The sequence below is a fragment of the Lunatimonas sp. genome, assembly GCF_020832325.1.
In the GTDB taxonomy this organism is placed as follows: Bacteria; Bacteroidota; Bacteroidia; order Cytophagales; family Cyclobacteriaceae; genus Lunatimonas.
The window spans coordinates 1-23543 of the sequence record NZ_JAFIEU010000007.1 but is presented as its reverse complement, the minus strand read 5'-3'; the positions used below and the strand labels follow the sequence as shown (position 1 = coordinate 23543).

Genomic DNA, 23543 nt, shown 5'->3' with positions numbered 1-23543 from the left:
ATGCTCACGCAGTTAACTATTTCCAATTACGCCCTCATCCGCCAGCTGGAAATGATGCCCTCCAAAGGACTAAACATGATCACCGGTGAAACCGGCGCGGGAAAGTCCATTATGCTGGGGGCCATCGGGCTGCTGATGGGAAACCGGGCAGATACCAAGGTCCTGTATGACGAGGAGGCCAAATGCGTGATCGAGGGAACCTTCTTTGTGGCACCTTACGGACTCAAGTGGTTTTTTGAAGAAGAGGAACTCGATTATGACGAAACCTGTATCATCAGACGGGAAATCTCCCCTTCCGGAAAAAGCAGGGCTTTTGTGAACGACACGCCCGTTCGCCTGGAGACGCTCAAACAACTGGGCAAAACGCTGATGGACATCCACTCCCAACACGAAACCCTGCTGCTGGGCGCCGCAAGCTACCAGCTATCGCTGATCGACAACTACGCACAGACGAGCAAAGAGCAACTACAGTATACACAAGCCTACAAGACATTCCTATCTGCAAAAAGAGCCTACGAAAGACGCTCAAAAGAAGCGCTGGAAATGCGGAAAGAGGCAGACTACAATAAATTCCAATTGGAGGAATTGGATGCCCTCCAGCTCACCGAAGGAGAATTGGCCGAACTCGAAGAACAGCAGTCGCTGCTGGAGCATGCCGAAGAGATCAAAGCCAAGATCCATGAGGCCATCCAATTCCTGGACCACGAGGAATTCGGCGCCCTCAAGAGTTTGGCAACGGTAGCCCACGCCTTGCAGGATCTGGGCACGTTCGGCAAGCAGTTTAACGAGTTGCAGGAGCGGTTCCATTCTGCCCTGGTCGAAATCCAAGATATCCAATATAGCTTGGCCAAGGAAGACGACACGTTGGAAGTAGACTTCGAAAAGTTGGAACAAACCCGCGAACGGCTCACCTCGATCTACCAGTTACAGAAAAAACACGGATTGGACAGCGATTCGGAGCTGATCCAACTGGCCCGTGAGCTCGCCGAAAAGGTATTTCAACTGGATAACCTAGAGGAGGAGTTGGCCCAACTTAATCAGGAGATGGAGTTGGCCAGGGAAGCGATGATGCAGCAAGCCAATGCGCTCTCAGAAAAGCGAAAAGCCAGCTTGGCTCCCTTTGCAGAAGACCTGCGGCTGTTGCTGCAGCAATTGGGCATGGAAAATGCACAGGTGGCTATAGAACGTAGAGAGACCTACCCCGATACCAACGGGATCGATGCCGTGGAAATCTACTTTTCTGCCAACAAAGGCGTAAAGACGCAACCCCTGGGGCAGGTAGCATCCGGTGGTGAATTTGCGCGCTTCATGTTTGCCGTCAAGTACATCATGGCAGACAAGGTGGCTCTTCCCACACTAATCTTTGACGAGATTGACACCGGTATTTCAGGCGAAATTGCCCTGCAACTCGTTAAGATGATGCAGCAGATAGCCACCAAGCACCAAGTCATCTGCATCAGCCACCTCCCCCAAGTCGCCGCAAAAGGAGAAAACCATTATTTTGTATATAAAGACAATAGTCAAGAGAAGACCTTTTCCAAAATCAAACTGCTCAGCCCGGAGGAACGCCTCACCGAAATCGCCCAAATGATCGCCGGTGCCAATCCCTCTGCCAGTGCGCTGGAAAGCGCAAAAGAATTGCTGGAGGGTTAAGCATTTCGCTATTTTCACCTACTGCGCAGGAGAATAAGCGGAATTTGCTGAAAATTCCTTAGTTTTGTAGCTCCTACTACCAAAGCTCATCCAAACTGTAACTAGACATTATGCCTGAAAATTTATTATTGGGAAAAAAAGGCATCATCACCGGTGCACTGGACGAAAACTCCATTGCCTGGCAGACCGCCCTAAAAGCCAAGGAACAAGGAGCCACCTTTGTGCTTACCAATGCCCCTATCGCCATGAGAATGGGCGCCATCAACGACTTGGCAGCCACCTGTGACACCATTGTGGTACCAGCCGATGCCACCTCGGTGGAAGATATCGAAAGGCTATACGACGAATCCAAAGAGTTTTTGGGCGGCAACGTGGATTTCATCCTTCACTCGATCGGGATGTCCCCCAATGTCAGAAAGGGAAGGGCCTACGGAGATTTGAATTATGAATGGGCGCAAAAGTCCTATGACGTGTCGGCACTTTCGTTTCACAAGATGCTTCAAGTAGCCGAAAAAAAGGACTTCATCAATGAGTGGGGCTCCGTGGTGGCGCTTAGCTACATCGCCGCACAGCGGGCATTTCCATTTTACAGCGACATGTCAGAGGCCAAAGCGATCTTGGAAAGCATAGCGCGCAATTATGGACAGCGGTATGGACAATTGAAAAAAGTACGGGTAAACACTATCTCCCAGTCTCCCACCAAAACCACCGCCGGATCCGGTATCAATGGATTTGACGACTTCTTTGACTTTGCGGACATGATGTCGCCACTTGGCAATGCGTCTGCCGAGGCATGTGCAGAGTACATCATCACCTTGTTTTCGGATTACACCCGTATGGTGACCATGCAGAACCTCTTTCATGACGGCGGTTACTCCTTCTCGGGAATTACCCCTACGATTGTAGATAAGTTTCTGTCCAAATAAAATAAAAGCCGGACATCTAACCTGTCCGGCTTTTATTCTTCTTGTTGCACGTAACCTTCCTGAGTATTTTCTCACCCTTCTTTTGAACAAACCATTTTTTCTAGAATTGATTATGTAATGCGCTTTTTGTCCAATTTTGATACCCCAAAGGCAAAATACGTTTGTCAAATAATTTTGTGTATCTTTACTTTAAGCGTGTAAAATCAGCTCGTTTTGGAATAATGATTAAAACGATAACAATAGACATTATTAACGACAAGGCTTTGAAGCTTATCAAAGACTTGGAACTTCTACAACTTATCCGAGTCCGTAGTGAAGATACCCAGTATGGCCCTCACCAAATTCAGCGCTACAAAGGAGCCATGTCAAAACAACCAGTCGATGACATTGATCAGCAGCTAAATGATCTTAGAAACGGATGGGAATAAGGTATATCTGGGACACAAATACAGCTATTTATTATTTGCAACGACAGTTTCCCCCTGTCGCTGAGAAATTTATTGACAACTCCATAAAAGAATCGCCACCTTGTATCTCTGCCATCACAGAGATTGAATTACTTTGTTGGAAAACTTCTAATAAGCAGGACCTAGAGGTTCTCTTTAATTTTATCTCTGATGTTTTGGTGATTGAGCTTGACCAGGCTATCAAACTGCAAACTGCCGAAATTCGCAAAGCTAATAAGGTCAAGCTGCCTGATGCAATTATTGCTGCTACGGCAATCGTGAATGGACTTACTCTGGTAACTAGGAATATTTCAGACTTTAAACATATTTCCGAACTAAGAATTATTGATCCTTTCGAAATATAAATTTACGCTGGGAGTTATACCTTTCTTTGCAGTCATTACATAGACTATTGGATGATTTTTGTGTGTTAGAAGCAATTTACTTGTTTGTGCTCTTAAGCATTTCGGGATCCCGAGTTAAAAATTCAAAAAGATTCATAGGACTAACAAGCAAAGTCCCGAATACCGAGTAACAGAAGGCTGGCTTCCAAAGCAGCATATATTGGTTCCGTCCAAAAGATTATCAGCCATAGCCGAACAAAAAAGCAGGCCATTACAGCCTGCTTTTTTTGTATTTACTTATTTAGTGAAATGATCCATTTAGCAATCTTCAATGCCTCCTCACGCGGTACGTGCGGCATAGGTGGCATGGGAGTAGCATATTCGGGCCAGTTTTCCGGTCTAGGCGTATGGATCAGCTCCACGATTTGTTCAGGCGTATAATTCCGCTTGGCCACATCCACATAGGCTGGTCCCACTTGCTTGGTGTCTTTGTTATGACAAGCCACGCAGGTATTTTTAGCCAATAGCGGCTGCACCATCTCCAAAGTTACCGCTTCTTCCTGGACTGGTTTTGGAGTAGCAGCTGGGGGAGGAATCTTGGCCGAAGCGGCAGGCATAGCGGCCACTGGCTTCGGCTCCTCTTTTTTCACTCGGGAATCGAACGTAGTCACTTGCCCCGCTGCCAAAGAAGGTCCTTGGGGAATGTTATTCAACGTGTAGTACGCGGAAGGGTGTACCAGGGAATGAGAGGTATCCTCTTCCCGCACTCCCTCTAGGAACAAATGGTGTATGTAGTACTGCTTCAATCCGTCTACCACAATACGTACGGTCGTGTTGTCATCGGAAACCTTTACGCCAATAACTTTGGCCTCTGTATTGTCCACAGGGGGGCTGCCATATACCGGGTGATATTTGTAAATAAAGCTCGAAACGGAATAGGATGCCAGATCTTCCAACGACTTACGGTCAGCAGGCTTGGTAAATTCGATCTCGAAACCATCCGGCATGGCCTTGACGGTGCGGATCTCGAAAGGCAGCTCGCCTGTCCACACCAAGCGCTCCAATCCTTCATTTGCCTCTCCGGCAGAACCCCAACCCCGGTTGGTTTCCCCCACAAACAGCGACCCATCCGGCGCCCAGGCCATGCGCAATACGCCGGAACGGAACCCGCTACGAAAATCAATCGCCATACCTTGGAGTTCTCCGTTCACTTCCTCCATAAATACCCGCATGATCTTGCTTTGACCCTGATCACCTACGAGCACCTGACCGCCAAAGGGTCCCATATTTCCTTCTGGAATTTTGATGGGTTCGGAAGTAGAAATCCCGTGGATACCATAAGGAAACCATACCGCAGGTAATTTTAGATCCGGAAGTTGCTTCTTTGCTTCAAACATGGTAAGGTACTCCTCTTCTACCACGTTTTCCGGTTTGATCATTCTACCCTGCTCGTTACGTACCTGACGGGGATCTACCACTCGGTTAAACTCCTCTGTCGTGAGCTTAAGGGGAGAATTGGGCAAATTCGTCCATCTTAGGCCCGCCGGATGTCCGGTGAAAGTGCCTCGGGTGATATGCCAGATGCCGCCTGAGGCCATGTAATCTCCTTGGTTCTCGGTATAGAAAAGCTCGCCGTCCATTACACCCAAGCCGGCCGGTGAGCGCATGCCCGTAGCCCAAGGCAACAACGACCCGTCTTCCTTGATCTTCATGATCCAACCTCGGTAGGGTACGCGGCTTTCGCCCCTCCACCACTCTTCGTTTCCGAATGCCACGTTGCCCGAAACGATAAAATCTCCATCGGGAGCAAGTACCGGCCCAAAACTGTACTCGTGGTAGTGGCCGGATACGGGCCACGCGTGGATGGTCTCGTAGATGTCGGCCACGCCATCTTGGTTAGAGTCGATCAGCTTGGTGAGCTCACCGCGCTGCGCACAGTACAATGCTCCATCTTTGTATACCAGGCCTAGGATTTCGTGAAGACCACTGGCAAACTTTCGGAAATAAGGCCGGGGACTGGTAGGGTTCTCTACGATATAGACGTCGCCTCTTCGGGTAGCCACACCCAGGTTACCGTTTGGCAACATGGTAAGTCCTCCTACTTCGAGTAGTGTTCCTTCGGGGCTACTTACCCTGAAAATCTTGTAGAAATCCTCCTCCATGGGAGACTCCTGTGCAAATAGGTCTGCTGCGCTGGAGAATAGCAGGCAAAGACCCAATATAATGTTAAGTGAATATCTCATTTTCATAGGGATAACTAGTCAGACTAAAACAAAATGGAATAAGACACTTCCGAGCTGGCTGGCACCACCAGTTCGGTACCTTCGCCGACTTTCCGTAGCTGAGGACTGCCTCCATTCACTTGGATATAGTAAGCCTTGTCGCCCACCGTGTAGAGCCCCGTTCCGGATTGCTCGATGGTATCTGCAACTGCCAACCTTACGTACATATCCGACGCGCCGTTTTTGATCGCCATATTCCGTTGAATACCCTGCCCGTTTGCGAGTATTTCCAATTTATCCTCCACGTGTGCGCCCAAGACGTGGTATTGAAAGGCTAGGTGATTTGGCTTGTCCAATACTTTATATCCTTTAGGTCTAAAGGCCGTGCCCGTGGAGTCCGAAACCCATGCTGCCGCATGGTCAGCTAGTTTGCCGACGGCAAAAGAAGGAGCCCCCAAATGTACCACCGCGCCGGTAGGACGGGATGAACCATCTCCCCGGCTGTTCCACATGGGAGTAGCATTCAGAAAGTCTCCTCTCCAGACCTGCACCAGATTGCCGTGATCCATATCATAGGTGTAATGTACTGCTTCGGATGAGCCTACAGAGACAGCGTGGGTCACGCGTATTCTTCCGGGCACATCCATGAAGCTTCGAAGTACAGGTCTCTCTCTAGGATCCACCAATATGGGATCTGCCCCACCTCTACCAGTTGAAGCGCTTTGGCTATACTGCACTTCGCGCAGTCCTGGTCCGGCGACGGTTAACCCTAGGGCTGGGTTAACCCAGTCTTGGAACTTAGCATAATAAATTTCTAAATCATGCTCTCCTGCTGGCAATTCGACCTCGCCTCGGCCTCCGTTTTGCGTCAAGCCAACCACATCGCTTCCGTTGACCCGAAGTAATCCTCCACCTCCAGGGGTTTGCAGCCCCATATTGTAGGTGCCCGGTTCCGTTACGCGAATCTTTCCGGTATAGCGAAGGAGATATTGTTTGGCTTTGGAGCGAATATTGCCGGTAAGCACCGGCGCAGCTCCACGAGCAGCGGGCTGAATCGTCGCTAAATCAGGCATTTCCCTGAAGGTGCCCTCATAGAGTTCATAGTTGAGATCGAACAGCTCGGGCTTGGGGCTGTCATACGTGGTGATTTTTAGATTCCGAAAAGCCACCGCCCCATGGTCTCCCTGTATACGAATCGGTCCCTTGGCTACTTCCTTGGCGTACATCGCACCACGGGTGGGGCCCAAAAGCTCCACATTTTCGTGGATGAGAACACCGTTTAGTTCCACACGCAGCATTCGGGCATTGGCCACCTTGTTACCGGCGTCGTCAAAACGAGGCGCTTGGAACGATATTTTTAGATGCTGCCAAAGCCCAGGCGCTTTGCTCACGTTTTGGCGGGGTGCGTACCCTTGATAGCCCTTTTGTCCATCGGGCTTGGTTTCGTCCCAACGTTCGTAGATGCCGCCGTTGTCACCGGACCGGGCCACTGCACGGCCCCAGCTATCCAATAGCTGCACCTCATACATCCCCTGTAGGTAAATACCCGAGTTGGAACCTTTGGCCATAAGGTACTCCACCTCCAGATCCATATCGCCGAAGGTATCGTTGGTGTAGAGGTCTTCGCCTTTTTGGCGTTTGGTGGGAATATTGGCCAGTATGCCTGTCCCTTTGGTAGCGTTTAGTACGCCAGCTTCATTCAGGTCAGCACCGATGGATCCTACGATGGACCAAGTTTTTCCGGGGCTTTTAAAGAAATCGAGCTGTTGTAGGGCGATGTCCTGCGACTGGGCAAAGGCGCCAATCGAAATGAGGCAGGACACACCTAGTGCCTGCGCTGTACGCAGTACACTGATAGTAAATAGATTGCCTCTTAACATGAATTCATAAACTGATTAGAAATAAACAAACAGAAGCCAAATATAGCGCTTCCTAGTGGTATTCGACGCCAAAAAAAGCTGCCCCTTCCCAGTTTACCTCCCCACGTCCTTGGGTGCAAGGTTGCAGGAAAATGCGGAATGGAAAAGGACAGCTATTTGGGTTTTGTTAAAGCTGGGATCTATTAATTGTATCCCGGGTTCTGAACTAGATTAGGGTTAGATACTACCTGAATATCCGGAATTGGGAACAGTTCAAGATTAGGATCGTTGGTGGCCGTGTGGTCCCACCAGCTACCGGTGGTAAATTTGCCAAAACGGATCAGGTCTGTTCTACGCTTGCCTTCGAAAATAAACTCCCTGCCTCTCTCCTCGAGCAACTCGTCCAAGGTGAGGGTTGATGTAGTGTAGGCTACAGCGTCCCAATCTGCGGCATCAAAGGCTCTGCTCTTGCTTTCATTGATCAGGTCAACAGCTTCCTGGGTTGCCGCGCCTCCGTTTTGACGCATCAATGCTTCCGCTTTGTTGAAGTACATTTCGGTAAGGCGGTAGATAATGTAATCATTTTCCTGGTAATTAGGATCTGTGGCACGTCCTGAGCGGTATTTGTGGAATCGTGCACCACTGTTTTCCTCACCGCGTGTCATACCTCCCTCGCCGGTTTCTCCTTCACTATTTCTGCGTATGCTGTTTACGTAAACCAAAGGTTCACCATCATACTCTTCTGTTCCAAGAATGGGAGCCCCAGTATCTATATCGAATTGAGGACCGAAAAGAAACCATTCCTGCTTTCTCAGATCATTTTCCGCATACTTGTCAAATGCCGTAGGTATCACCACGAAGGCATTCCAACCCGTGTAGGTAACACCCAATGCTCGGGACATATTGCCGTACCCGAAATAGAAACCAGACCAATTGAACGTGAACCCTCCGATTCGGCTAAATGCAAACTGGAAAATGTTTTCCGGAGAAAGGTGGTTAGTATTGTTAAACGGCCCAAGAATATCGGGATCTAGCCTCATGGGCCCGTTTAGGCTACCTCCATCTCCATTGATTACCTTATCACTGTAAGTAATACACTGCTCCCACATGGGTATACCACTCCATTTTTCGGCGTTCAGATAGAGTTCCGATAGCATGGCGTACCCGGCTGCTTTTGATACCCTACCTACCAATGCCTGCGACAATGGCTCCAAAAGCTCGACGTTGTTTTCCAGTTCCTGACGAACGAATTCAAACACTTCAGCTCTTGGCGCAGTGTGTGGGTTAACCGGCGTACCTACGGCGGTAGCTATAGGCACATTCCCCCAAAGATCCATGATGCGCATATAGTGGTAGGCCCGCATTACACGCACTTCTGCGAGTAGCGATTGCTTATCCTGCTCGGTCATATTTGCCCGGGAAAAGTCCAGGTCTTCCAGATCCTCCAAGATGGCATTTACATATCCGACACCCTCCCACATCAGTGCCCAAGCACTACGCATCCGGGGTTCCTGAATGGTCCAGGTGTGGTGATGGAGCCGAATGTGGTCTCCTCCGTCAAAGCCATGTCGGCCTTTTTGAGGCCAAGCAACCTGGTCAGCAGCCATTTCACTATGGTAATAAAAGCCATTTTGACCGGTAGGTGCAAGCCACGCCTGCATATGGGTAAAGGGCCTCAAGACACCCTGCATGATTTCTACACGATTGTTGTAGAAATTGCTCTTGGTCAGTTGATCGTAGACAGTCTCATCGAGGTTGGTACAGCCTGCTGCTAATACCAAAAGAGAAGCGGCAGCTACGGAAATTTTCGTTTTTATATGCTTTATCATCTTTTCTTCCTTTTTAGAATCCAACATTCAATCCAACGGTTAACGAATTGGTTCTTGGATAAAAACCTCTGCTGTCTATGCCGGTAGTAAATCCTGTGTCCTGCAACTCTGGGTCAAGTCCGCTGTATCCAGTGAATGTGATCAGATTTCGTCCGGTTACATACACTCGGAGATTTCTAATATAGTCGCTTACAATGTTGAAGTTGTATCCCAAAGTGACGTTGTCCAGCTTTACAAAGTCGCCCCGCTCTAAGTAGTAGTCAGAGTACTGAGGGCTGTCGTTCAGATCAGCATGGGTGGTGATTGCCGAGCGCAGCAGGTTGTTTGGCAACCAAGCCTGGTTACCAAAATAAAGCTCCTGGGTATTTAGGATGTCAAACTTAAATTTACCCCTGAAGAACAAGGTGAGGTCAAAGTTCTTGTAACGGAAGTTGTTGGACCAAGAAGCCATATAGCGCGGCACACCGTTGCCGATGATAGCCAAATCCTGCTCAGAAAGCTCTGAAGCTGGACCTGTAGTGCCATCAGCTTTGTGAAACAACCACTTACCATCCTCAGTAAATCCGGCGAAGCGCTTTCCGAAGAAATTACCTACTGTACCGCCTTCAACCAGACGGATCGCGTTTCCTAGGTTACCCGGAGAAGGTAGTCCCCCAAACTCCAACCAAGAAACGGTATATACCTCATTGGAAAGAGAGGTAAGTTTGTTAAACTGAGAGTTGGCTGCTACGTCCATGCTCCAGGAGAAGTCTTCACGCTGCATCACCATGCCGCTCAGGAATAGTTCAACGCCACGGTTGTTGATACTCCCTACGTTGGTGTAGATTTGATTTCGGACGAAAGGTGGCTGCTGTGCCGTATAGTTGTGAAGCAGGTCAACTGTCTCACGGTTATACACGTCCAAGGAACCGGTAAGTCGGTTGTTGAAAAGACCAAAGTCAAGACCGAAGTTCCATTCCTGCTTCCTCTCCCACTTCAGGTCGGGGTTGGGGTTTCGGGCCGGACCATAGGTCTGATAGAACACACCTTCCTGAGGGTAGACTCCCCCGGTACTCAGAGTAATCAGTGACTGATAGTTTGGTATACCCTGGTTTCCGGTCACACCATATCCAGCTCTTAGTTTGAGGTTGTTTATTTCGGAGATACCTTGCATGAAGCCCTCATCGGATATGTTCCATCCAATCGAGAATGCAGGGAAGTTACCCCACTTGTTGTTGGCACCGAATCGCGAAGATCCTTCCCTTCTTAGTATGGCCTGAGCATAATACTTATCCTTGAAGGAATAGCTTGCCCTACCGAAGAATGCAATCAGGGTATTGTCCTGCTTACTGCTTCCCATGCCCGGACGTGGAAGTTGCGTGTTGTTGATCGCACTTCCTGCTCCCAAATTCCAATCCTGGAATGCATCGGTGGTAAAACCACTATTGTTAACGAAGAAATTCTCAACCGTGAAATACTGATAACTATACCCGCCAATTAAGTCAATGGTATGGTCACTGGCGATTATGCGCTTATAGTCCACTGTGGTTTCAAATATGTTGGTGTAGTCCAAGCGGTTGCTTTTGTACGCATAGCCCGTTCCCTGATACTGGGCATTGGGACGTTGATCAAAATCCAACATGGAGCGATACTGACGGTCATTCCAGGTGTTGCGTTGATGGGCACCAAAAGCTGAAACGTTAAGGCCTTCGATGACTTCGTAAGTAAGCTTTCCATCTACCGAAAATGCTTGCTGATTACGCTCGTTGAGTCGGTTGGCAAATCGCGATAGCGGATTGTAATTGTTGAATGCCTCAGTCTCTACGAATGATCCATCAGGGTGGAAAATCGGCGCTGTAGGGTTACGCTGTATGGCCTGCTCAAAATCGCCTCCACCTCCGCCGAGGAGATTAGCTTGGTTGAAGTTGGTAGCCACGTTGGTCTGTAACAAAAGTTTGTCGTTAAAGCCTCGATGGTTGATATTTACCCTACCTCCTATTTGACGACGGGTATTTTCCAAAGCAATGCCTTCGGCATCATTGATAAACAGGGAGACACGGTAATTCGTATTCGCACTACCACCTGAAGCTGCAAAATTGTGGTATTGGCTTACGTTATTACGGTTGATCAGCTCCTCGTAAAGATCGGTAGAACTTCCCAAATCGTTGCCCGCCCCAATTCTACCCTGGGCAATCAGCTCTCTGTATTCTGATGGAGACAGAAATTCGGGTTTCCGGTCAATTACTTCTCTCTGGAAATAGTTGGAGTATTCGAAGCGGGCAGCACCTGCTTTACCCTTCTTGGTAGTGATAAGGATAACTCCGTTATTACCCCGGGTACCGTAAATGGCGGCTGCAGAGCCGTCTTTCAAGACATCAAATGATTCAATATCGTCCTGCTGCAACAGATTAAGATCTCCGCCCGGAATACCGTCAATTACGATCAATGGCTCTAGGTTCCCTGTAAGAGACGTAACGCCACGCAATTGGATAGCGGCGTTGGAGTTTGGGTTATTTCCTTGAGTTCTTGTGATACTCAATCCGGCCACTTTTCCCTGAATCAGATCCAGTGGAGATCGCACACCACCTTGGTTGAAATCCTCAACAGATACCGTGGCAACGGAAGAGGTAATCTCCTTTCGGCGCTGCGTACCATATCCGATCACTACAAATTCGTCCAAAGACTTGGTATCACTTTCCAGACGAATATTCATCGTAGTCTGCCCTCCTACGCGACGCTCAAGCGTACGCATGCCGATAAAGCTGAATACGAGGACAGATTCATCCGAGCGTACCTGAATAGTGAAGTTTCCGTCCAAGTCGCTGACTGCTCCGTTATTCGTGCCTTTTTCCAAGACAGACACACCGGGAAGGAGCTCCCCGCTTTCGTCAGACACCACCCCGCTTACCGTAATATTTCCTTGAGCCAAGAGTTGGGCAGACAGCAAGGATGCGCAGACGAAGGTGAGTAAAGTAGTGAAAAGCAATCCAGATAAATTCTTTTCTTTTTTTGGTCTAAAGTTTCTCATAAATTCAATTGGGTAATGTGCTGTACAAAATCAATAGTCCCCTACCGGCAAACCTTTGGGGATGACCTAATTTTTTGGCGGTGTTACATAGGCAAGACGTTTAGTAGCTAATTTTCATTGGACCAGCTGATTAAAAATTTAGCTGCAATAAGCGGGGTCATTTCTAGAGAAAAACACACGGCATTAAGGGCTTACATTCTTAATCAACGCTCCAAAAAAATACTTCGTGGGTTAATTAATCCTAAATAATTGATAAACAAAGCGATTAAAAAACGATTAATTTGGCACTATTCCAGCTTTTTTTCGAACTCGTTTTCAACATCTTAACTGAAAAAATGTCTCTTGCCGTGTTAGTATTACCTTATTATAAGCGTAAATTTGTGCTAGCTAAACCAAAATCAACCGATCTTGATGAAAAATTACCTGTTGGGATTCTTTTTTGCCTGTATCAGCATGGGAATAGCACACGCGCAACTACCCGACGATGGTGGCCTGTATTTTTCTTCCCATGAGGTTAATCAGGATCTAAGGACTTCGCTAAACCTTACCCCCACACAACCTTTTCTGATTAGTGACGGATTTTCCTTAGCATTCAAAGCAAAATTCCGGCCAGGCGACGGGTACTTTGGTTACATATTTAGGATAATTGCTGACGGGGCAGATAATATAGATCTCGTTGCTAACCTCCTCTCAGACGATGCCAATTTCTGGCTCGTATTTGGGGACGATATATTAGTTCCTGTTAGGTGGAGTGATTTTGGCGGGATTAACTACGATTGGCTTGACTTTAATATTTCCGTAGATAACAAAAAAAATGAAATCCATCTAAACATCAACGGAAATGATGTAGTCGGGAAAATGGATAGACCTCCTGGCCACTACCGCTCCTTCGAGGTGGTGTTTGGAGCTCATAATTTTGCAGAGTTTGTCAGTACGGACGTAGCTCCGATGTCGATTCGAAACGTAAGCGTGCACGACGGTGCCCGGCAAATCGCGAACTGGAAAATGGACAAGCACCGGCAAACCACTGTGGTAGACGAACTACAGGGCCGAGTGGCGACCGTTTCCAATCCGAACTGGCTTATTGACCGCCATATCAGGTGGGAATTTATCCATCAGGCCGAGATCCCCGGCATAAGGGGAACCGTAGCAGACCTGGAGAATTCCATACTTTATCTGGTTGGAAAGCACTATTTGTTTACCTACGACCTCAGCTCCAAGCAGGTAAACCGTTTGACGTACAATAACGGTGGCCCTTTCGATTGTCAGTTTAGCCATCTTGTGTTTGATCCCGAGAGTGACCATATCGTGTCGTATTCCTTCGAAAGTTCCCTGCCCAATGTATTGGATTTGAATACCTTGAATTGGTCACAGTCCCCATCTCCCTGTGGGCTGCCCAACTATTGGCATCACAACACAATTCTTTACGGCAACAAATTGATGGCCTTCGGTGGTTACGGAAACTTTTCCTATAAAAATGTGCTCCAAACCCTTGATTTGGAAAACGGGGGCTGGACAAATCAACACCTAACGGAGTCCATAGAGCCCCGTTATCTTGCTGCATCGGGAATGCTGCCAAACACGGACTTCTGGTACATCTTTGGAGGGTATGGCAGCAAATCCGGTGCGCAGGAAGCTGCACCCCGCAACTTTTATGATCTGCAACGAATCAACCTTCAAACGGGAAAATCGGAGAAAGTCTGGGAACTGGAAAAAGACTTTCCAGGGCATTTCGTACCTGCAGACCGACTGGTACCTACACCTGAAGGCGATGGGTTCTACACGCTCCTTTACGACCACTCCCAATTCAACACCTCTCTGGTTCTGGCTAAGATAAGCACAGATGAGGCAACTATTGAATTCTATTCCGACAGCATCCCCTACTCTTTCCGGGATATTCGGTCCTGGGCTACGTTATATCATTTCCCAGAATTAGAACAGTTGATTGCAGTTACAAACCATCAGAACAGTTTGGGTATTTATGCACTAAACTCTCCTGCGCTGACTCCGCTTGAGGTAATACAACCACCCTTTGCACCCAATGAAAATCATCTTTGGAAGTTTGCACTTGCCATAGCGGCGGTACTCGCAGCGCTTGGCTTGAGATTTTTTAGCCAAAAGAAAGCAGCTAAAACAGTGACAAAAACAGGTACATCACTGGAAACAGAATTTTCAGTACCCCAACATATTCGCCCCTCGGTTTCAGCGATATACTTTCTTGGCGGTTTTCAGGCATTTGATAAGAATGGAATAAACATCACGGCTGAGTTTACCCCCACTTTAAAACAATTGTTCTTTTTAATCTATTTTAATTCGGCACTTGGGGAAAAAGGCATCACCTCTGTCAAACTCAAGGAATACATTTGGCCGGATAAATCGGAGGTAAGTGCTAAAAATAACCGTAATGTAAACATAAGTAAACTGCGGGTGCTATTAGAGCATATGGGAGATGTCCAGGTCAATAATCACAATGGGTATTGGAAGATAGAGGCTACCGGAATTTACGTTGATTTTGAGGAAGCCATGCATGCCTTAAATGCACTTCGGGAAAAAGATAATGAATCGCTGAGAAATCTTCCTGAATGGATAAAGATCTTCTCTTATGGAGAGCTATGCCCAAATGTACAGGCTGAATGGATCGACCCTATTAAAGTAAATTTTGCCAACGCTACGATAGATGCATTGCTTTATCTAATGGACAACGATCTTGTTGGCAAAGAAGACCCACAACTCCTACTTGAAATTGCGGATACCTTATTGATCCATGACATGCTAAACGAGGAGGCCTTAAGGCTTAAATGCTCTACGCTGATACGGCTAGGAAAAAAGGGGCTTGCTGTGCAGACCTATGAGCGCTTCGCCAAAGAATATGAAAAGATGATGGGTGTGCCCTATGATACCAGTATTGTCCAACTTTGTGAATAGGCTCCCTAGTTGTATTTACCTGTATACTTTCTACGCCAAAGTAAGTCTAAATACGACGTAATGATTTTATGGGTGTTAAAGTAGGTAAGATAGCAATGCCTACCGATTGGTGTTGCATGGCCTGGCTGCCGAAACGTTGCATGAAATTCTGGAAAAAATAAAACCTAGCAAGCGAAGTTACGGGATCATTACTCCCCACTAATCTGCGGTCTGAAAACGGCCCTCACCGAAATGCCTTGTTCGGAATAAATCAATGGTATAGTCAAGAAGCCCAGCATCACCGAAAGCCCCATGGCCCGGAACCACCACCTTGACCTCAGAAAATCGATTTCTGATCCGCTCCACGGTAGTAGACCATTCTTGCACATTGGCATCCCCCAAAAATCCTTTCTGTGCGCCCAGCTCCTTAATCAGGCAGCCCCCAAACAGGATGTCCTCACCGGGGAAATACACGATTACGTTATCTTCGGTATGACCTTCGCCAAAGTGCTTAGCCAAAATAATTTCCCCACCCACATCCAATAGAAGCGAATCCGCAAAACCATGTTGGGGCTGGACAAAATTGTTGTCGGCTGCAAGCTTAATCGTTTGGTGGGAAGCATAGGAAGGGATTCCCCGACTTTCAAACACTGGCAGCCCTCCCCAGCAATCCTTGTGAAAATGGGTAGGAAGTACTCCTTTTATTTTAAAATTAGCGCTTCCTTCCAGCCATTCGATGAGTGCGGCCGAGCTCATGTCGTCTGTTGGTGTATCGAAGACGAAAGCTTCCCTACCACCTGTAATCACGAGCCCGTTGCAGGCTACCTTTCCAAAATCAGTTGTCTGCAAATAAGAGGTGTGAATATAGGTATTTTCGGAAACCTGCGTAATCACCAATTCTTCAGACCGAAATAGTTCTTGGGGGTAAGCAGCCTGTTTTGATGGCTGACTACATGCGACAATAAACCATACAGCCGAAATGGAAAAAAGGAGAGACTTCATGAAGGAATGCTTGTGGTTAAGTGGTAAACTAAGTGAGCATTTAAACCGCCAAAACTACTCAGGTACTTCGAGCGAATAGTTCTTGGCAGCATTGGTTTGAAGTAAAAATACGTAATTAGCCGGATTTACAAGAAAGAAGACTCCATACTCCCAAAAAATAGTGCTTCGCATGGTAGCCGGGCAGTGTTCCTCCCTACTGATCTTCCAATGCGGAGGGGAGCCCCAGGCTATTGATTCCGCGCCTTTGGCGCTAGGGAACCATATTTTCATACTTCCTTGGGCGGTGCCCAAGGCTAATGATTTTGCACCTTTGGTGCTGGTAATTAAATAAGCACCAACCGTGCGGTAATCATTAAAATGGCCTGCCAGGGCTATGCAGACAGGTCATCCCAATCCAAAAAAGCACCAACCGTGCGACATGCGCCTGACGTATTCTCATCATTCCTTGGGCGGTGCTCAAGGCTAATGATTTTGCACCTTTGGTGCTGGTAATTAAATACGCTCCAACCGTGTGGTAATCATTAACATAGCCTGTCAGGGCTATGCAGACAGGTCATCCCAATCCAAGAAAGCACCGAAGGCAATGGAAAAGTGAGGTTTCCCAAATTTGCATAAAAATAGATTTAAGACGCGGATAGCTATAATTCTCCAAATACGTCATCCAAGTCCAACTCAAATCCGGGCAACGCTTGGGATTTTACACGATCTCCTAAGGTAAATAAACGGGAGGAGCTGTATTTTTCCCCCTCCAGTAAATAAATAAGCAACGTTTGCTCATCGGGATGGATTATCCAATATTCCTTCACTCCCGATGCCTCATATACCTCATATTTTGATTGCAGTTCCTTTTTGTTGTTCCCAGGTGACAGGATTTCCACGATCAAATCCGGCGCACCTACACAACCCAACTCATCGAGCTTATCCGGGTTACATACTACGCAAAGATCCGGCTGCACCACAGTGTCAATATCCTCATGCCGTCTTGAGGCTACCGGAAGCCGAACATCGAAGGGCGCAGTATATACTTTGCAGGATTTCCCTCTTAAAAATTCATAAAACCTGTTTGCCAATATCATCGTGATTTCCTGATGAATACGTCTTGGCGCGGCCGCCGCCTGCCTAAACACTTTACCCCGGATCAGTTCGACCATCTCATCCAACTGCCAGGTCAGATAGTCGGCATACGTGTAGGAACCATAGGCAAAGTTAGGTTCCTTGACCAAGTTTCTATCTTCATGCTTTTCCATGGTCTTATTCGGCGGACATCAGAAATTAAAGATAGGGAAAATGTTTCGATTTCATCTGTCTATAATAGTTTTTTAATGGTCAGATGGAATCCCTGCCTACCGGCAGGCAGGTCGCACGTAGCATAGTCATCCAACTGTGCGACGGGTACGTCATGCCTGCCTGTCCGGTAGGCAGGCTCGATTTGATGAGTGAAGACGGGTGAACAGCATGATGCATTGATGATTTTAGGTGTTTGTTTTGGAGGTTTCTATGAGCATCAAAAACTTCCTGTTTAACCCAATAAATCCAACCTCGATTGAATCCAACGGCCTATTTCCAAAATATCATCTGAGGATTAGCCGAAAGCGGAAACACCGTTATCTGACTGATTGCGTTGGGTAACTAAGCTTTTTAAGGCTGCCCATTTGGATCTGGAAACCTGTAGCCTATGACCATTCTGCATTATAACGCATTTCTCCTTTGGTTGAAGGGATTGGATTAATGCTACATTAACCAGACAGCTTCTGCCGATTTTAAAAAAGGTTTCCGGCAATTCGCCTTCCACCTTTTTAAGTGATGAGCAGCACGAATGGCTGCTGCCGTCTAGGAAGAAGACTGTGAGCAGGTAATCGTTTACTGCAAAGCAAGTGACCGTTTCCAGCTCGACTTTAAGGAGCTTCTGACTGCATTTTAGGATTAAAGAATCACCATTCATAAAAATAAATTTAGTAACACAACTATGTCGTTAAGTTAAAAAAAAAAAACATGATTTCAAACTAAATCGAAATTATTTTACAACAAATCACACGAAAAATAATTAAACTACCTTATAATATATATAATTATTGCTTATTATAATTTCAATTCGGGTTTTTTCCACCTTTTATTCAATATAGTTTAAGTATTTCACTGTAAATTAACTCCAATTTCTCACCTAAAACGACATTATCAAAATTGCGTAGCACGTATTCCCTGCCGTTTTTTCCCATGGTTTTCCGAACGTTCTCGTTATCGATAAGGTACTTCATCTTCGTTTTAAGGGCTTCAATATCTCTTTCGGGTACCAGGTATCCGGTGATTTCATCAATCACGCCCTCCGGTATCCCGTTGTGCAGGGTTGCGACCACCGGTAATTGCATGGCCTGGGCCTCTTGAAGCACAAGACCCTGTCCCTCTGAATTACCATCGCTTCCCGTAATGCTGGGAAGCACAAAAATATCGGCATTTCTATAAAATTCGATGATGTCAACTTTTGTTCTCGCGCCATGAAAAATAACCCTGTCTCTTAATTCCAAATCTGCTACCAATTCTTTCAAAGGCACCATCAATTCCCCTTCTCCTACGATGTCATAACGGATATTCGGATAAAGCTCCATAAGCAGGTGGAAGGCTGAAATGGCGTAATACAATCCCTTTTTTTCCACTAAGCGCGCCACGCTCAATAGCCGAATGTGCTGAATGCCTACTTTACGGCCGCTGGGTGTATATTCTTCGGTGTTGATACCAAGGGGCAGTACCACCATTTTGTCCCTTTCAAAACCTACCGAAGCCGCCTTTTCTACAATATAATTGGATATCACAATATACTTATCGCAATGGGCAATCAGGTCTTGATAATAATTTTTTCCCATCGCCTGATGGGTGATATCATATCCGTAAAAGGTCGTTAACATTTTACCTTCCAAAAGTCCCAAGGATCTGACGAAAACTGCCCTTAAGCCGGTAGGGCCAAAATGACAATGAATTATGTCGTATTTATTCTTTGATATGAATGGATAGAAAAGGGAAATCAAATAAAACCGACGGAGTATTTCCTGCTTATTGTAGAAATCCTGAGACTTAAGAAATTTTACCAATGTCCGAACAGTCGGTTTTACATTTACCATTAGGGTGAATTTGAGCCATGCCCCTATCTTGTTTTGGGGCACTATCGGGGGGTAATACGTACGGGTTAACAAGCGTAAACGGTTTATCTCATCATGTACCATCTTTTCTCCCGACCTGCCTGCCGGAAAAATATCCACCTCATGACCTGCCTTGACCAAATAAGTAAGTTGGTTGAGAATAAATGTTTCGGACAATTTGGGAAAACGCTCCACCAAAAACGCTATTTTTAATTTTTTAGAAATATCGCTCATGTTCCAATCCTTGTTTTTAGTGTGTGGATGGAATGAAAGTCAAGAAGGTACTTGATGTCCTTTTTTGATAATTGGTTATGGGCAGCATTTGAAAAGCAAACAAAATCACCCTCAAACTGATAAATTTGATAGTCATTGGTAAGAAATAGCCGTGTGGCTTTTAGTTCCTCTCGGTTCAGGTGTTTTATTTCCAATAGTATAAGAGAGGGTTTGAATTTAGATAAATTCAATTGACTAAGTATTTTCCAGTCGTGGCCCTCACAATCGATGCGCAATAGATCGATTTGTCGAATCCCGTGCTTTTGAAACAATTTTTCGAGGGTAATGCCCTGTATGCTTTTAGAAACTATAAAAGGATCCAAAATACCGTTTAGGTGCTTACTGATATGGCTTTTTTCAAAGGAACCCAATTGGTCATACCATTCCGGCAGGTTGCCCAGGATATATTTTGCCTTTTTGTCCACCCAGTAAAAATCCTGCCTCGTACCGTTATTGATAGCAGCGTTTTCAAAGAAAAACCTGGGAGAATCGGGATAATGGGCCTTTAATTTTTCAAACAGGTAAGGGACAGGCTCCACAAAGAGCACCTTCCATCTATCGTTTGTTAAAATGGAGGTATAAAGGGGATCTTTGGTTCTGCCGTCATTGGCCCCGATTTGTACTACCGTCCAGGTTTTCTTATCCCCGCATTTTTCAATCCAATAGCTAATAATGGATTTCTCTTTGGAGGAATTCCACCTCCGCATCAGTTTTTTGAATAGAAGGGCTAGGCAAGACCCCATTTTTGTATTTCTTGGATTAATTCCATTTTCCCGAAAGATTTGATACGAAGAATGTCATTCCACTTTTCCTGATCTTCCCGGTCATTATGAAAACTACTGTTCATACCCCGTGGATGGGAGAGGTGGAATAGCGGACCCTCAATACGACTGTGCTTATACCCCATACCTTTCCATCTGTGTAACCGTTCCCCGTCTTCCCTACCCCAACCATAAAAGTTGGGATTTTCCATTCCTATTGCTATATAATCCTTTCGATTGGCTAAAAATGCTCCCCCTATCGGATCAGGGGCATATAACGTTGTCATTTTGCCTTTTTGTGATAATAAGATTTCGATCTTCCTTTTTTTTATAAAAATCTCCCTTAATATAACCCCTGTATCCAGAAACTCCCTTTCATAAGGGAAGACAAAACTGGATCTCCCTTCTTTCAGCACCTGCACGGCTTCTTTTAGTTGGTTTGGCGGGATGATGACATCGCAATCCCACACAGCGACTAAGGATGTGGATGATAGTTCCACAAGTTTATTGATGTATTTTGTTCGGTGGAAAATGGTATCACCGTCTTCTTCGAAGGTGTAAGCTGCTTCTTTTCCGATTAAAGAAGACACCATGCCTGTGGAGTAACTACTTGCTTCATAAATCAAAATAGGGGAATCGAAGTGGCTTCGAAGGAATTGTACAACAACGAGCAAATTTTCCAAGCGCTGTACGGTATCCAATCTAATAGGGATAAGAAAGCTTAGGTCTTTCATAATTAGATCACTTATTAATTAAGGGTTTTCGTTGAGCAGATGGAGCAGTGAAAAGGAAATCCCTGAAATGCCATACAGGAAGCCCAGTTCATGATCTGGGTTTGTGGAAAGATAGGCCCAATAGTCAGATGACTCAAAATGAAGTAGAGCTGCTTGACGATTACCTGTATTTTCAAAAATACTCACATAATTATCAATCTCTCTTTTTATTTGGGCATCCAATAAAATCAATCCCGCAAGTCCATTTTCTACATATAGGGCTTTATTGCGAAGTTCGAAGCTGGATAAAGGAGCTTTAATAACGTGATTTACCAAAATGCTTGAATGGTGTTCCCATTCAGGTAAGGATAGGCGTCTCATCGACCAATAAAGATTAAGTCTGTTTCCTTGGTTTTGTGGGATTGTGGAAAGCACAATAGGCGTTATTTCCTTAATCATCCGATTGATTTTATTGGGAAGTAATCCGATCTTAACGGCCTCCGCCAATACGCAAAGATAATTGGGCAGATCCCAAAACACGCGAAATCCATTAGGTTCTGCAAATGAGGCTTTGCCGGATGCTACCATTAAATGCATTCGGTTGACAAGAAGAGTTGCCAGTGAGGAAAACAGTTCCCTCGTAACGTGAAATTCTCTTTTGTCAGATAGTTCTGCTAACCTGTCAAAAACATAAAGAAGGTAACCCAATAATCCCCGTTTCACCCCGAACTCAATTTCCTCCGCCTTTTCGCTGATCACTTTAAAAAGAATATTGTCAATCTGTTCCAACAAATCATCGGCGTCACCTTCCAATGACCCATTCTTAATTAATTGATGAATGCCCCAAGCTATTCCTGCCAGACCATTGTCAAAATAACTGGGGACAGGGTTTTGGTGTACAAAGGAGTACACCTCCTGAAGGGTGCTTTCTGCAGCCTTTCCGAACCTAAGATCGTTTTGATGGTGAAAGGCTTGAAAAAAATAAAGGCAGGCTCCCATCTTTCCTTTAAAGATCCCCGAGGTATTTAGTTGGTGGTAATGGGTAAGCAAATGATCGTCTAGTCTTTGCCGTATTTCAGCAGCCTTATTCATCTTTTAGTTTTACGGGATGGTAAAGTTTATTTTCCAAGCTGCCAGTTTTTTCGAAAACAGGTCTCCAGCGCATGGTTCCGTCCGACAGTATACCTTTGGGGTTGGGCGTATTCTCCAGGTAAAAACGGTTTTCAAATCCATCCGGAACAAATTCCCCCATACCGCCAAAGTCGCTGATGGAAAGCCCACTCTCGTAGAGTAAGGTAGGGATCAATACCTCATGGTGACCACACCATTTGCTTGACAGTACCTTGTGAAGTAGCTCCAAACCGGCTCTCGAAATCCGGTAGATAGGGTTAAAGGAGCGGATGCGTTGCTTCTGGGGAATCACGAAATACGGGTGGGCCAAAGCAGACCACCATGGCCACTCTGGCTCATCTTGGTAGCGACGAATGTGGCTACTGATAAAGTCAGCGTCTACTGAGGAAAACGCATCAAAAAACGCCCTCCAATCTCCCGAGAAATCAACGTCCTCTTCTATGCACCAGTAGTAATCGTAATTCGGGTGGGAGAGGTAGAACTTCAGCAGGGGAAAATGATTGCTCCCAGGGACCAGGGTAAAGCCAAGGGGGAAATAGTTCAAGGCTGTCAACACCTCATTGTTAAAAGCAAAGATCTCCAATTTTTGCTGGCTTGTGGAAGCATTATTCGGCAATAGATGGTAGAGTAAAAGTGTATCCCCCAATCCACTTGTAGCTTCGAATATCTCCCTGTATTTACGGATCAGATGGATAGAGGTGTTGTTGCTTAGGATTAAAAAGGCTTCTTTGCTTGATTCCATATAATTTTCCATTTGAATTTCAATTAAGAAATAACCAGGAGATTCAATATTGTTCTAATATGTTTTCGAGATACTCTTTGATGTAAATTGGATTTTGCCAATCAGGAAAATACAAATTGCTAATTTCCTTATTACTTAATAAAAAGAAGTAAGGGCTTTTTGTGACAATAGAATCTGTCACAATTTCTTCCATAACAATTAATGAAATATTTAATTCTTTTAACTCTTTTTCTAAATAATTATTTGGCACCTTATCCGTAATGAGGAATAAAGTCTTGTCTTTAATATTTAACATTTTAACAATTTCAAAAAATATATTAATGCACATATCACATTTGTTATAAAAATATCTTAATGCAACATTATTGGTTGCAGGCATGTCTATTTCTTTCGGTATAATTTCTTTGTTTAATCGATAGTTGTAAAATAAATTATTTCTAATATTAATATTTTCATTGCTTAATACTACTTTACGGAGTTAAAAATTTTGCCCAATAGGGCAAAATTAGCTATATTGTGGTAACATATATAGCGTCTTCAACCATTGCCGATTGAATTAGGCCCATGCTTCTTCAATCGGATAAAAAAAATTTTGATTTT

Annotated in this window: 19 protein-coding genes; 5 read left to right on the top strand and 14 right to left on the bottom strand. The window is 45.6% G+C overall.

Annotation, left to right across the window (positions count from 1 at the left end; all coding sequences use genetic code 11):
• The 4 genes from recN (at position 1) to JJU34_RS01610 (ending at position 3390) form a co-directional block, all read left to right on the top strand.
• Positions 1–1653, top strand: coding sequence for a DNA repair protein RecN (recN, locus tag JJU34_RS01625; protein WP_228690571.1), 1653 nt, complete (start codon positions 1–3; stop codon positions 1651–1653).
• A gap of 110 nt (positions 1654–1763) precedes the next feature.
• Positions 1764–2579 carry an SDR family oxidoreductase gene (locus JJU34_RS01620; RefSeq protein WP_228690570.1) on the top strand — a complete coding sequence of 272 codons (816 nt, stop codon included), beginning with the start codon at positions 1764–1766 and terminating at the stop codon, positions 2577–2579.
• Between the two features lie 221 nt (positions 2580–2800).
• Complete coding sequence (locus JJU34_RS01615; RefSeq protein ID WP_228690569.1) at positions 2801–3007, top strand: hypothetical protein; 207 nt, start codon at positions 2801–2803, stop codon at positions 3005–3007.
• Positions 2998–3390, top strand: coding sequence for a type II toxin-antitoxin system VapC family toxin (locus JJU34_RS01610; RefSeq protein WP_228690568.1), 393 nt, complete (start codon positions 2998–3000; stop codon positions 3388–3390). The genes JJU34_RS01615 and JJU34_RS01610 overlap by 10 nt, the downstream gene beginning before the upstream one ends.
• A 272-nt stretch (positions 3391–3662) precedes the next feature.
• On the opposite strand, the gene JJU34_RS01605 is transcribed toward JJU34_RS01610, so the two are convergent.
• The 4 genes from JJU34_RS01605 to JJU34_RS01590 all read right to left on the bottom strand — a co-directional run bounded on the left by JJU34_RS01605 (position 3663) and on the right by JJU34_RS01590 (position 12286).
• Positions 3663–5612 carry a hypothetical protein gene (locus JJU34_RS01605; RefSeq protein ID WP_228690567.1) on the bottom strand — a complete coding sequence of 650 codons (1950 nt, stop codon included), beginning with the start codon at positions 5610–5612 and terminating at the stop codon, positions 3663–3665.
• 23 nt (positions 5613–5635) lie between these two features.
• Positions 5636–7471: a DUF1080 domain-containing protein gene (locus JJU34_RS01600; protein WP_228690566.1), complete on the bottom strand. Its 1836-nt coding sequence runs from the start codon at positions 7469–7471 to the stop codon at positions 5636–5638.
• Positions 7472–7653: 182 nt separating this feature from the next.
• A complete protein-coding gene (locus JJU34_RS01595; protein ID WP_228690565.1) occupies positions 7654–9279 on the bottom strand; it encodes a RagB/SusD family nutrient uptake outer membrane protein in 1626 nt (541 codons plus the stop codon).
• Between the two features lie 13 nt (positions 9280–9292).
• Positions 9293–12286, bottom strand: coding sequence for a TonB-dependent receptor (locus JJU34_RS01590; RefSeq protein WP_228690564.1), 2994 nt, complete (start codon positions 12284–12286; stop codon positions 9293–9295).
• A gap of 411 nt (positions 12287–12697) precedes the next feature.
• Between JJU34_RS01590 and JJU34_RS01585 the strand changes: the two genes are divergently transcribed.
• A complete protein-coding gene (locus JJU34_RS01585; protein WP_228690563.1) occupies positions 12698–15211 on the top strand; it encodes a hypothetical protein in 2514 nt (837 codons plus the stop codon).
• Positions 15212–15409: 198 nt separating this feature from the next.
• Here the strand turns inward: JJU34_RS01585 and bla are convergent, their stop codons facing one another.
• The 10 genes from bla to JJU34_RS01540 all read right to left on the bottom strand — a co-directional run bounded on the left by bla (position 15410) and on the right by JJU34_RS01540 (position 23322).
• Complete coding sequence (gene bla / locus JJU34_RS01580; RefSeq protein ID WP_228690562.1) at positions 15410–16192, bottom strand: subclass B1 metallo-beta-lactamase; 783 nt, start codon at positions 16190–16192, stop codon at positions 15410–15412.
• Between the two features lie 54 nt (positions 16193–16246).
• The gene (locus JJU34_RS01575) at positions 16247–16462 is read right to left on the bottom strand and encodes a hypothetical protein (protein WP_228690561.1); all 216 of its coding nucleotides are present in this window, start codon (positions 16460–16462) and stop codon (positions 16247–16249) included.
• Positions 16463–16830: 368 nt separating this feature from the next.
• A complete protein-coding gene (locus JJU34_RS01570) occupies positions 16831–17439 on the bottom strand; it encodes a Uma2 family endonuclease (protein WP_228690560.1) in 609 nt (202 codons plus the stop codon).
• 335 nt (positions 17440–17774) lie between these two features.
• Positions 17775–18134 carry a LytTR family DNA-binding domain-containing protein gene (locus JJU34_RS21750; protein ID WP_366512659.1) on the bottom strand — a complete coding sequence of 120 codons (360 nt, stop codon included), beginning with the start codon at positions 18132–18134 and terminating at the stop codon, positions 17775–17777.
• A gap of 172 nt (positions 18135–18306) precedes the next feature.
• Positions 18307–19557, bottom strand: a complete 1251-nt coding sequence (locus JJU34_RS01565; RefSeq protein ID WP_228690559.1) for a glycosyltransferase — start codon at positions 19555–19557, stop codon at positions 18307–18309.
• A complete protein-coding gene (locus JJU34_RS01560; protein WP_228690558.1) occupies positions 19554–20303 on the bottom strand; it encodes an FkbM family methyltransferase in 750 nt (249 codons plus the stop codon). Before JJU34_RS01560 ends, JJU34_RS01565 begins: the two co-directional genes overlap by 4 nt.
• 20 nt (positions 20304–20323) lie before the next feature.
• On the bottom strand, positions 20324–21040 hold the full coding sequence (locus tag JJU34_RS01555) for a galactosyltransferase-related protein (RefSeq protein ID WP_228690557.1): 717 nt from the start codon (positions 21038–21040) through the stop codon (positions 20324–20326).
• A 69-nt stretch (positions 21041–21109) separates the two neighbouring features.
• Entirely contained in the window at positions 21110–22162 is a 1053-nt protein-coding gene (locus JJU34_RS01550; protein WP_228690556.1) for a hypothetical protein, read from the bottom strand.
• On the bottom strand, positions 22155–22943 hold the full coding sequence (locus tag JJU34_RS01545) for a DUF3405 domain-containing protein (RefSeq protein ID WP_228690555.1): 789 nt from the start codon (positions 22941–22943) through the stop codon (positions 22155–22157). The genes JJU34_RS01550 and JJU34_RS01545 overlap by 8 nt, the downstream gene beginning before the upstream one ends.
• A gap of 43 nt (positions 22944–22986) precedes the next feature.
• Positions 22987–23322: a hypothetical protein gene (locus tag JJU34_RS01540; RefSeq protein WP_228690554.1), complete on the bottom strand. Its 336-nt coding sequence runs from the start codon at positions 23320–23322 to the stop codon at positions 22987–22989.
• Positions 23323–23543: the final 221 nt, after the last annotated feature.

Bases quoted from the DNA above. Each gene is read 5' to 3' on its own strand.
- JJU34_RS01610 (WP_228690568.1), top strand. From the start codon at position 2,998: ATGGGAATAAGGTATATCTGGGACACAAATACAGCTATTTATTATTTG.
- JJU34_RS01605 (WP_228690567.1), bottom strand. From the start codon at position 5,612: ATGAGATATTCACTTAACATTATATTGGGTCTTTGCCTGCTATTCTCC.
- JJU34_RS01590 (WP_228690564.1), bottom strand. From the start codon at position 12,286: ATGAGAAACTTTAGACCAAAAAAAGAAAAGAATTTATCTGGATTGCTT.
- recN (WP_228690571.1), top strand. From the start codon at position 1: ATGCTCACGCAGTTAACTATTTCCAATTACGCCCTCATCCGCCAGCTG.
- JJU34_RS01560 (WP_228690558.1), bottom strand. From the start codon at position 20,303: ATGCGGAGGTGGAATTCCTCCAAAGAGAAATCCATTATTAGCTATTGG.
- JJU34_RS01575 (WP_228690561.1), bottom strand. From the start codon at position 16,462: ATGAAAATATGGTTCCCTAGCGCCAAAGGCGCGGAATCAATAGCCTGG.
- JJU34_RS01550 (WP_228690556.1), bottom strand. From the start codon at position 22,162: ATGAATAAGGCTGCTGAAATACGGCAAAGACTAGACGATCATTTGCTT.
- JJU34_RS01595 (WP_228690565.1), bottom strand. From the start codon at position 9,279: ATGATAAAGCATATAAAAACGAAAATTTCCGTAGCTGCCGCTTCTCTT.
- JJU34_RS01620 (WP_228690570.1), top strand. From the start codon at position 1,764: ATGCCTGAAAATTTATTATTGGGAAAAAAAGGCATCATCACCGGTGCA.
- JJU34_RS01615 (WP_228690569.1), top strand. From the start codon at position 2,801: ATGATTAAAACGATAACAATAGACATTATTAACGACAAGGCTTTGAAG.
- JJU34_RS01585 (WP_228690563.1), top strand. From the start codon at position 12,698: ATGAAAAATTACCTGTTGGGATTCTTTTTTGCCTGTATCAGCATGGGA.
- JJU34_RS01545 (WP_228690555.1), bottom strand. From the start codon at position 22,943: ATGGAATCAAGCAAAGAAGCCTTTTTAATCCTAAGCAACAACACCTCT.
- JJU34_RS01600 (WP_228690566.1), bottom strand. From the start codon at position 7,471: ATGTTAAGAGGCAATCTATTTACTATCAGTGTACTGCGTACAGCGCAG.
- bla (WP_228690562.1), bottom strand. From the start codon at position 16,192: ATGAAGTCTCTCCTTTTTTCCATTTCGGCTGTATGGTTTATTGTCGCA.
- JJU34_RS21750 (WP_366512659.1), bottom strand. From the start codon at position 18,134: ATGAATGGTGATTCTTTAATCCTAAAATGCAGTCAGAAGCTCCTTAAA.
- JJU34_RS01565 (WP_228690559.1), bottom strand. From the start codon at position 19,557: ATGAGCGATATTTCTAAAAAATTAAAAATAGCGTTTTTGGTGGAGCGT.
- JJU34_RS01540 (WP_228690554.1), bottom strand. From the start codon at position 23,322: ATGCCTGCAACCAATAATGTTGCATTAAGATATTTTTATAACAAATGT.
- JJU34_RS01570 (WP_228690560.1), bottom strand. From the start codon at position 17,439: ATGGAAAAGCATGAAGATAGAAACTTGGTCAAGGAACCTAACTTTGCC.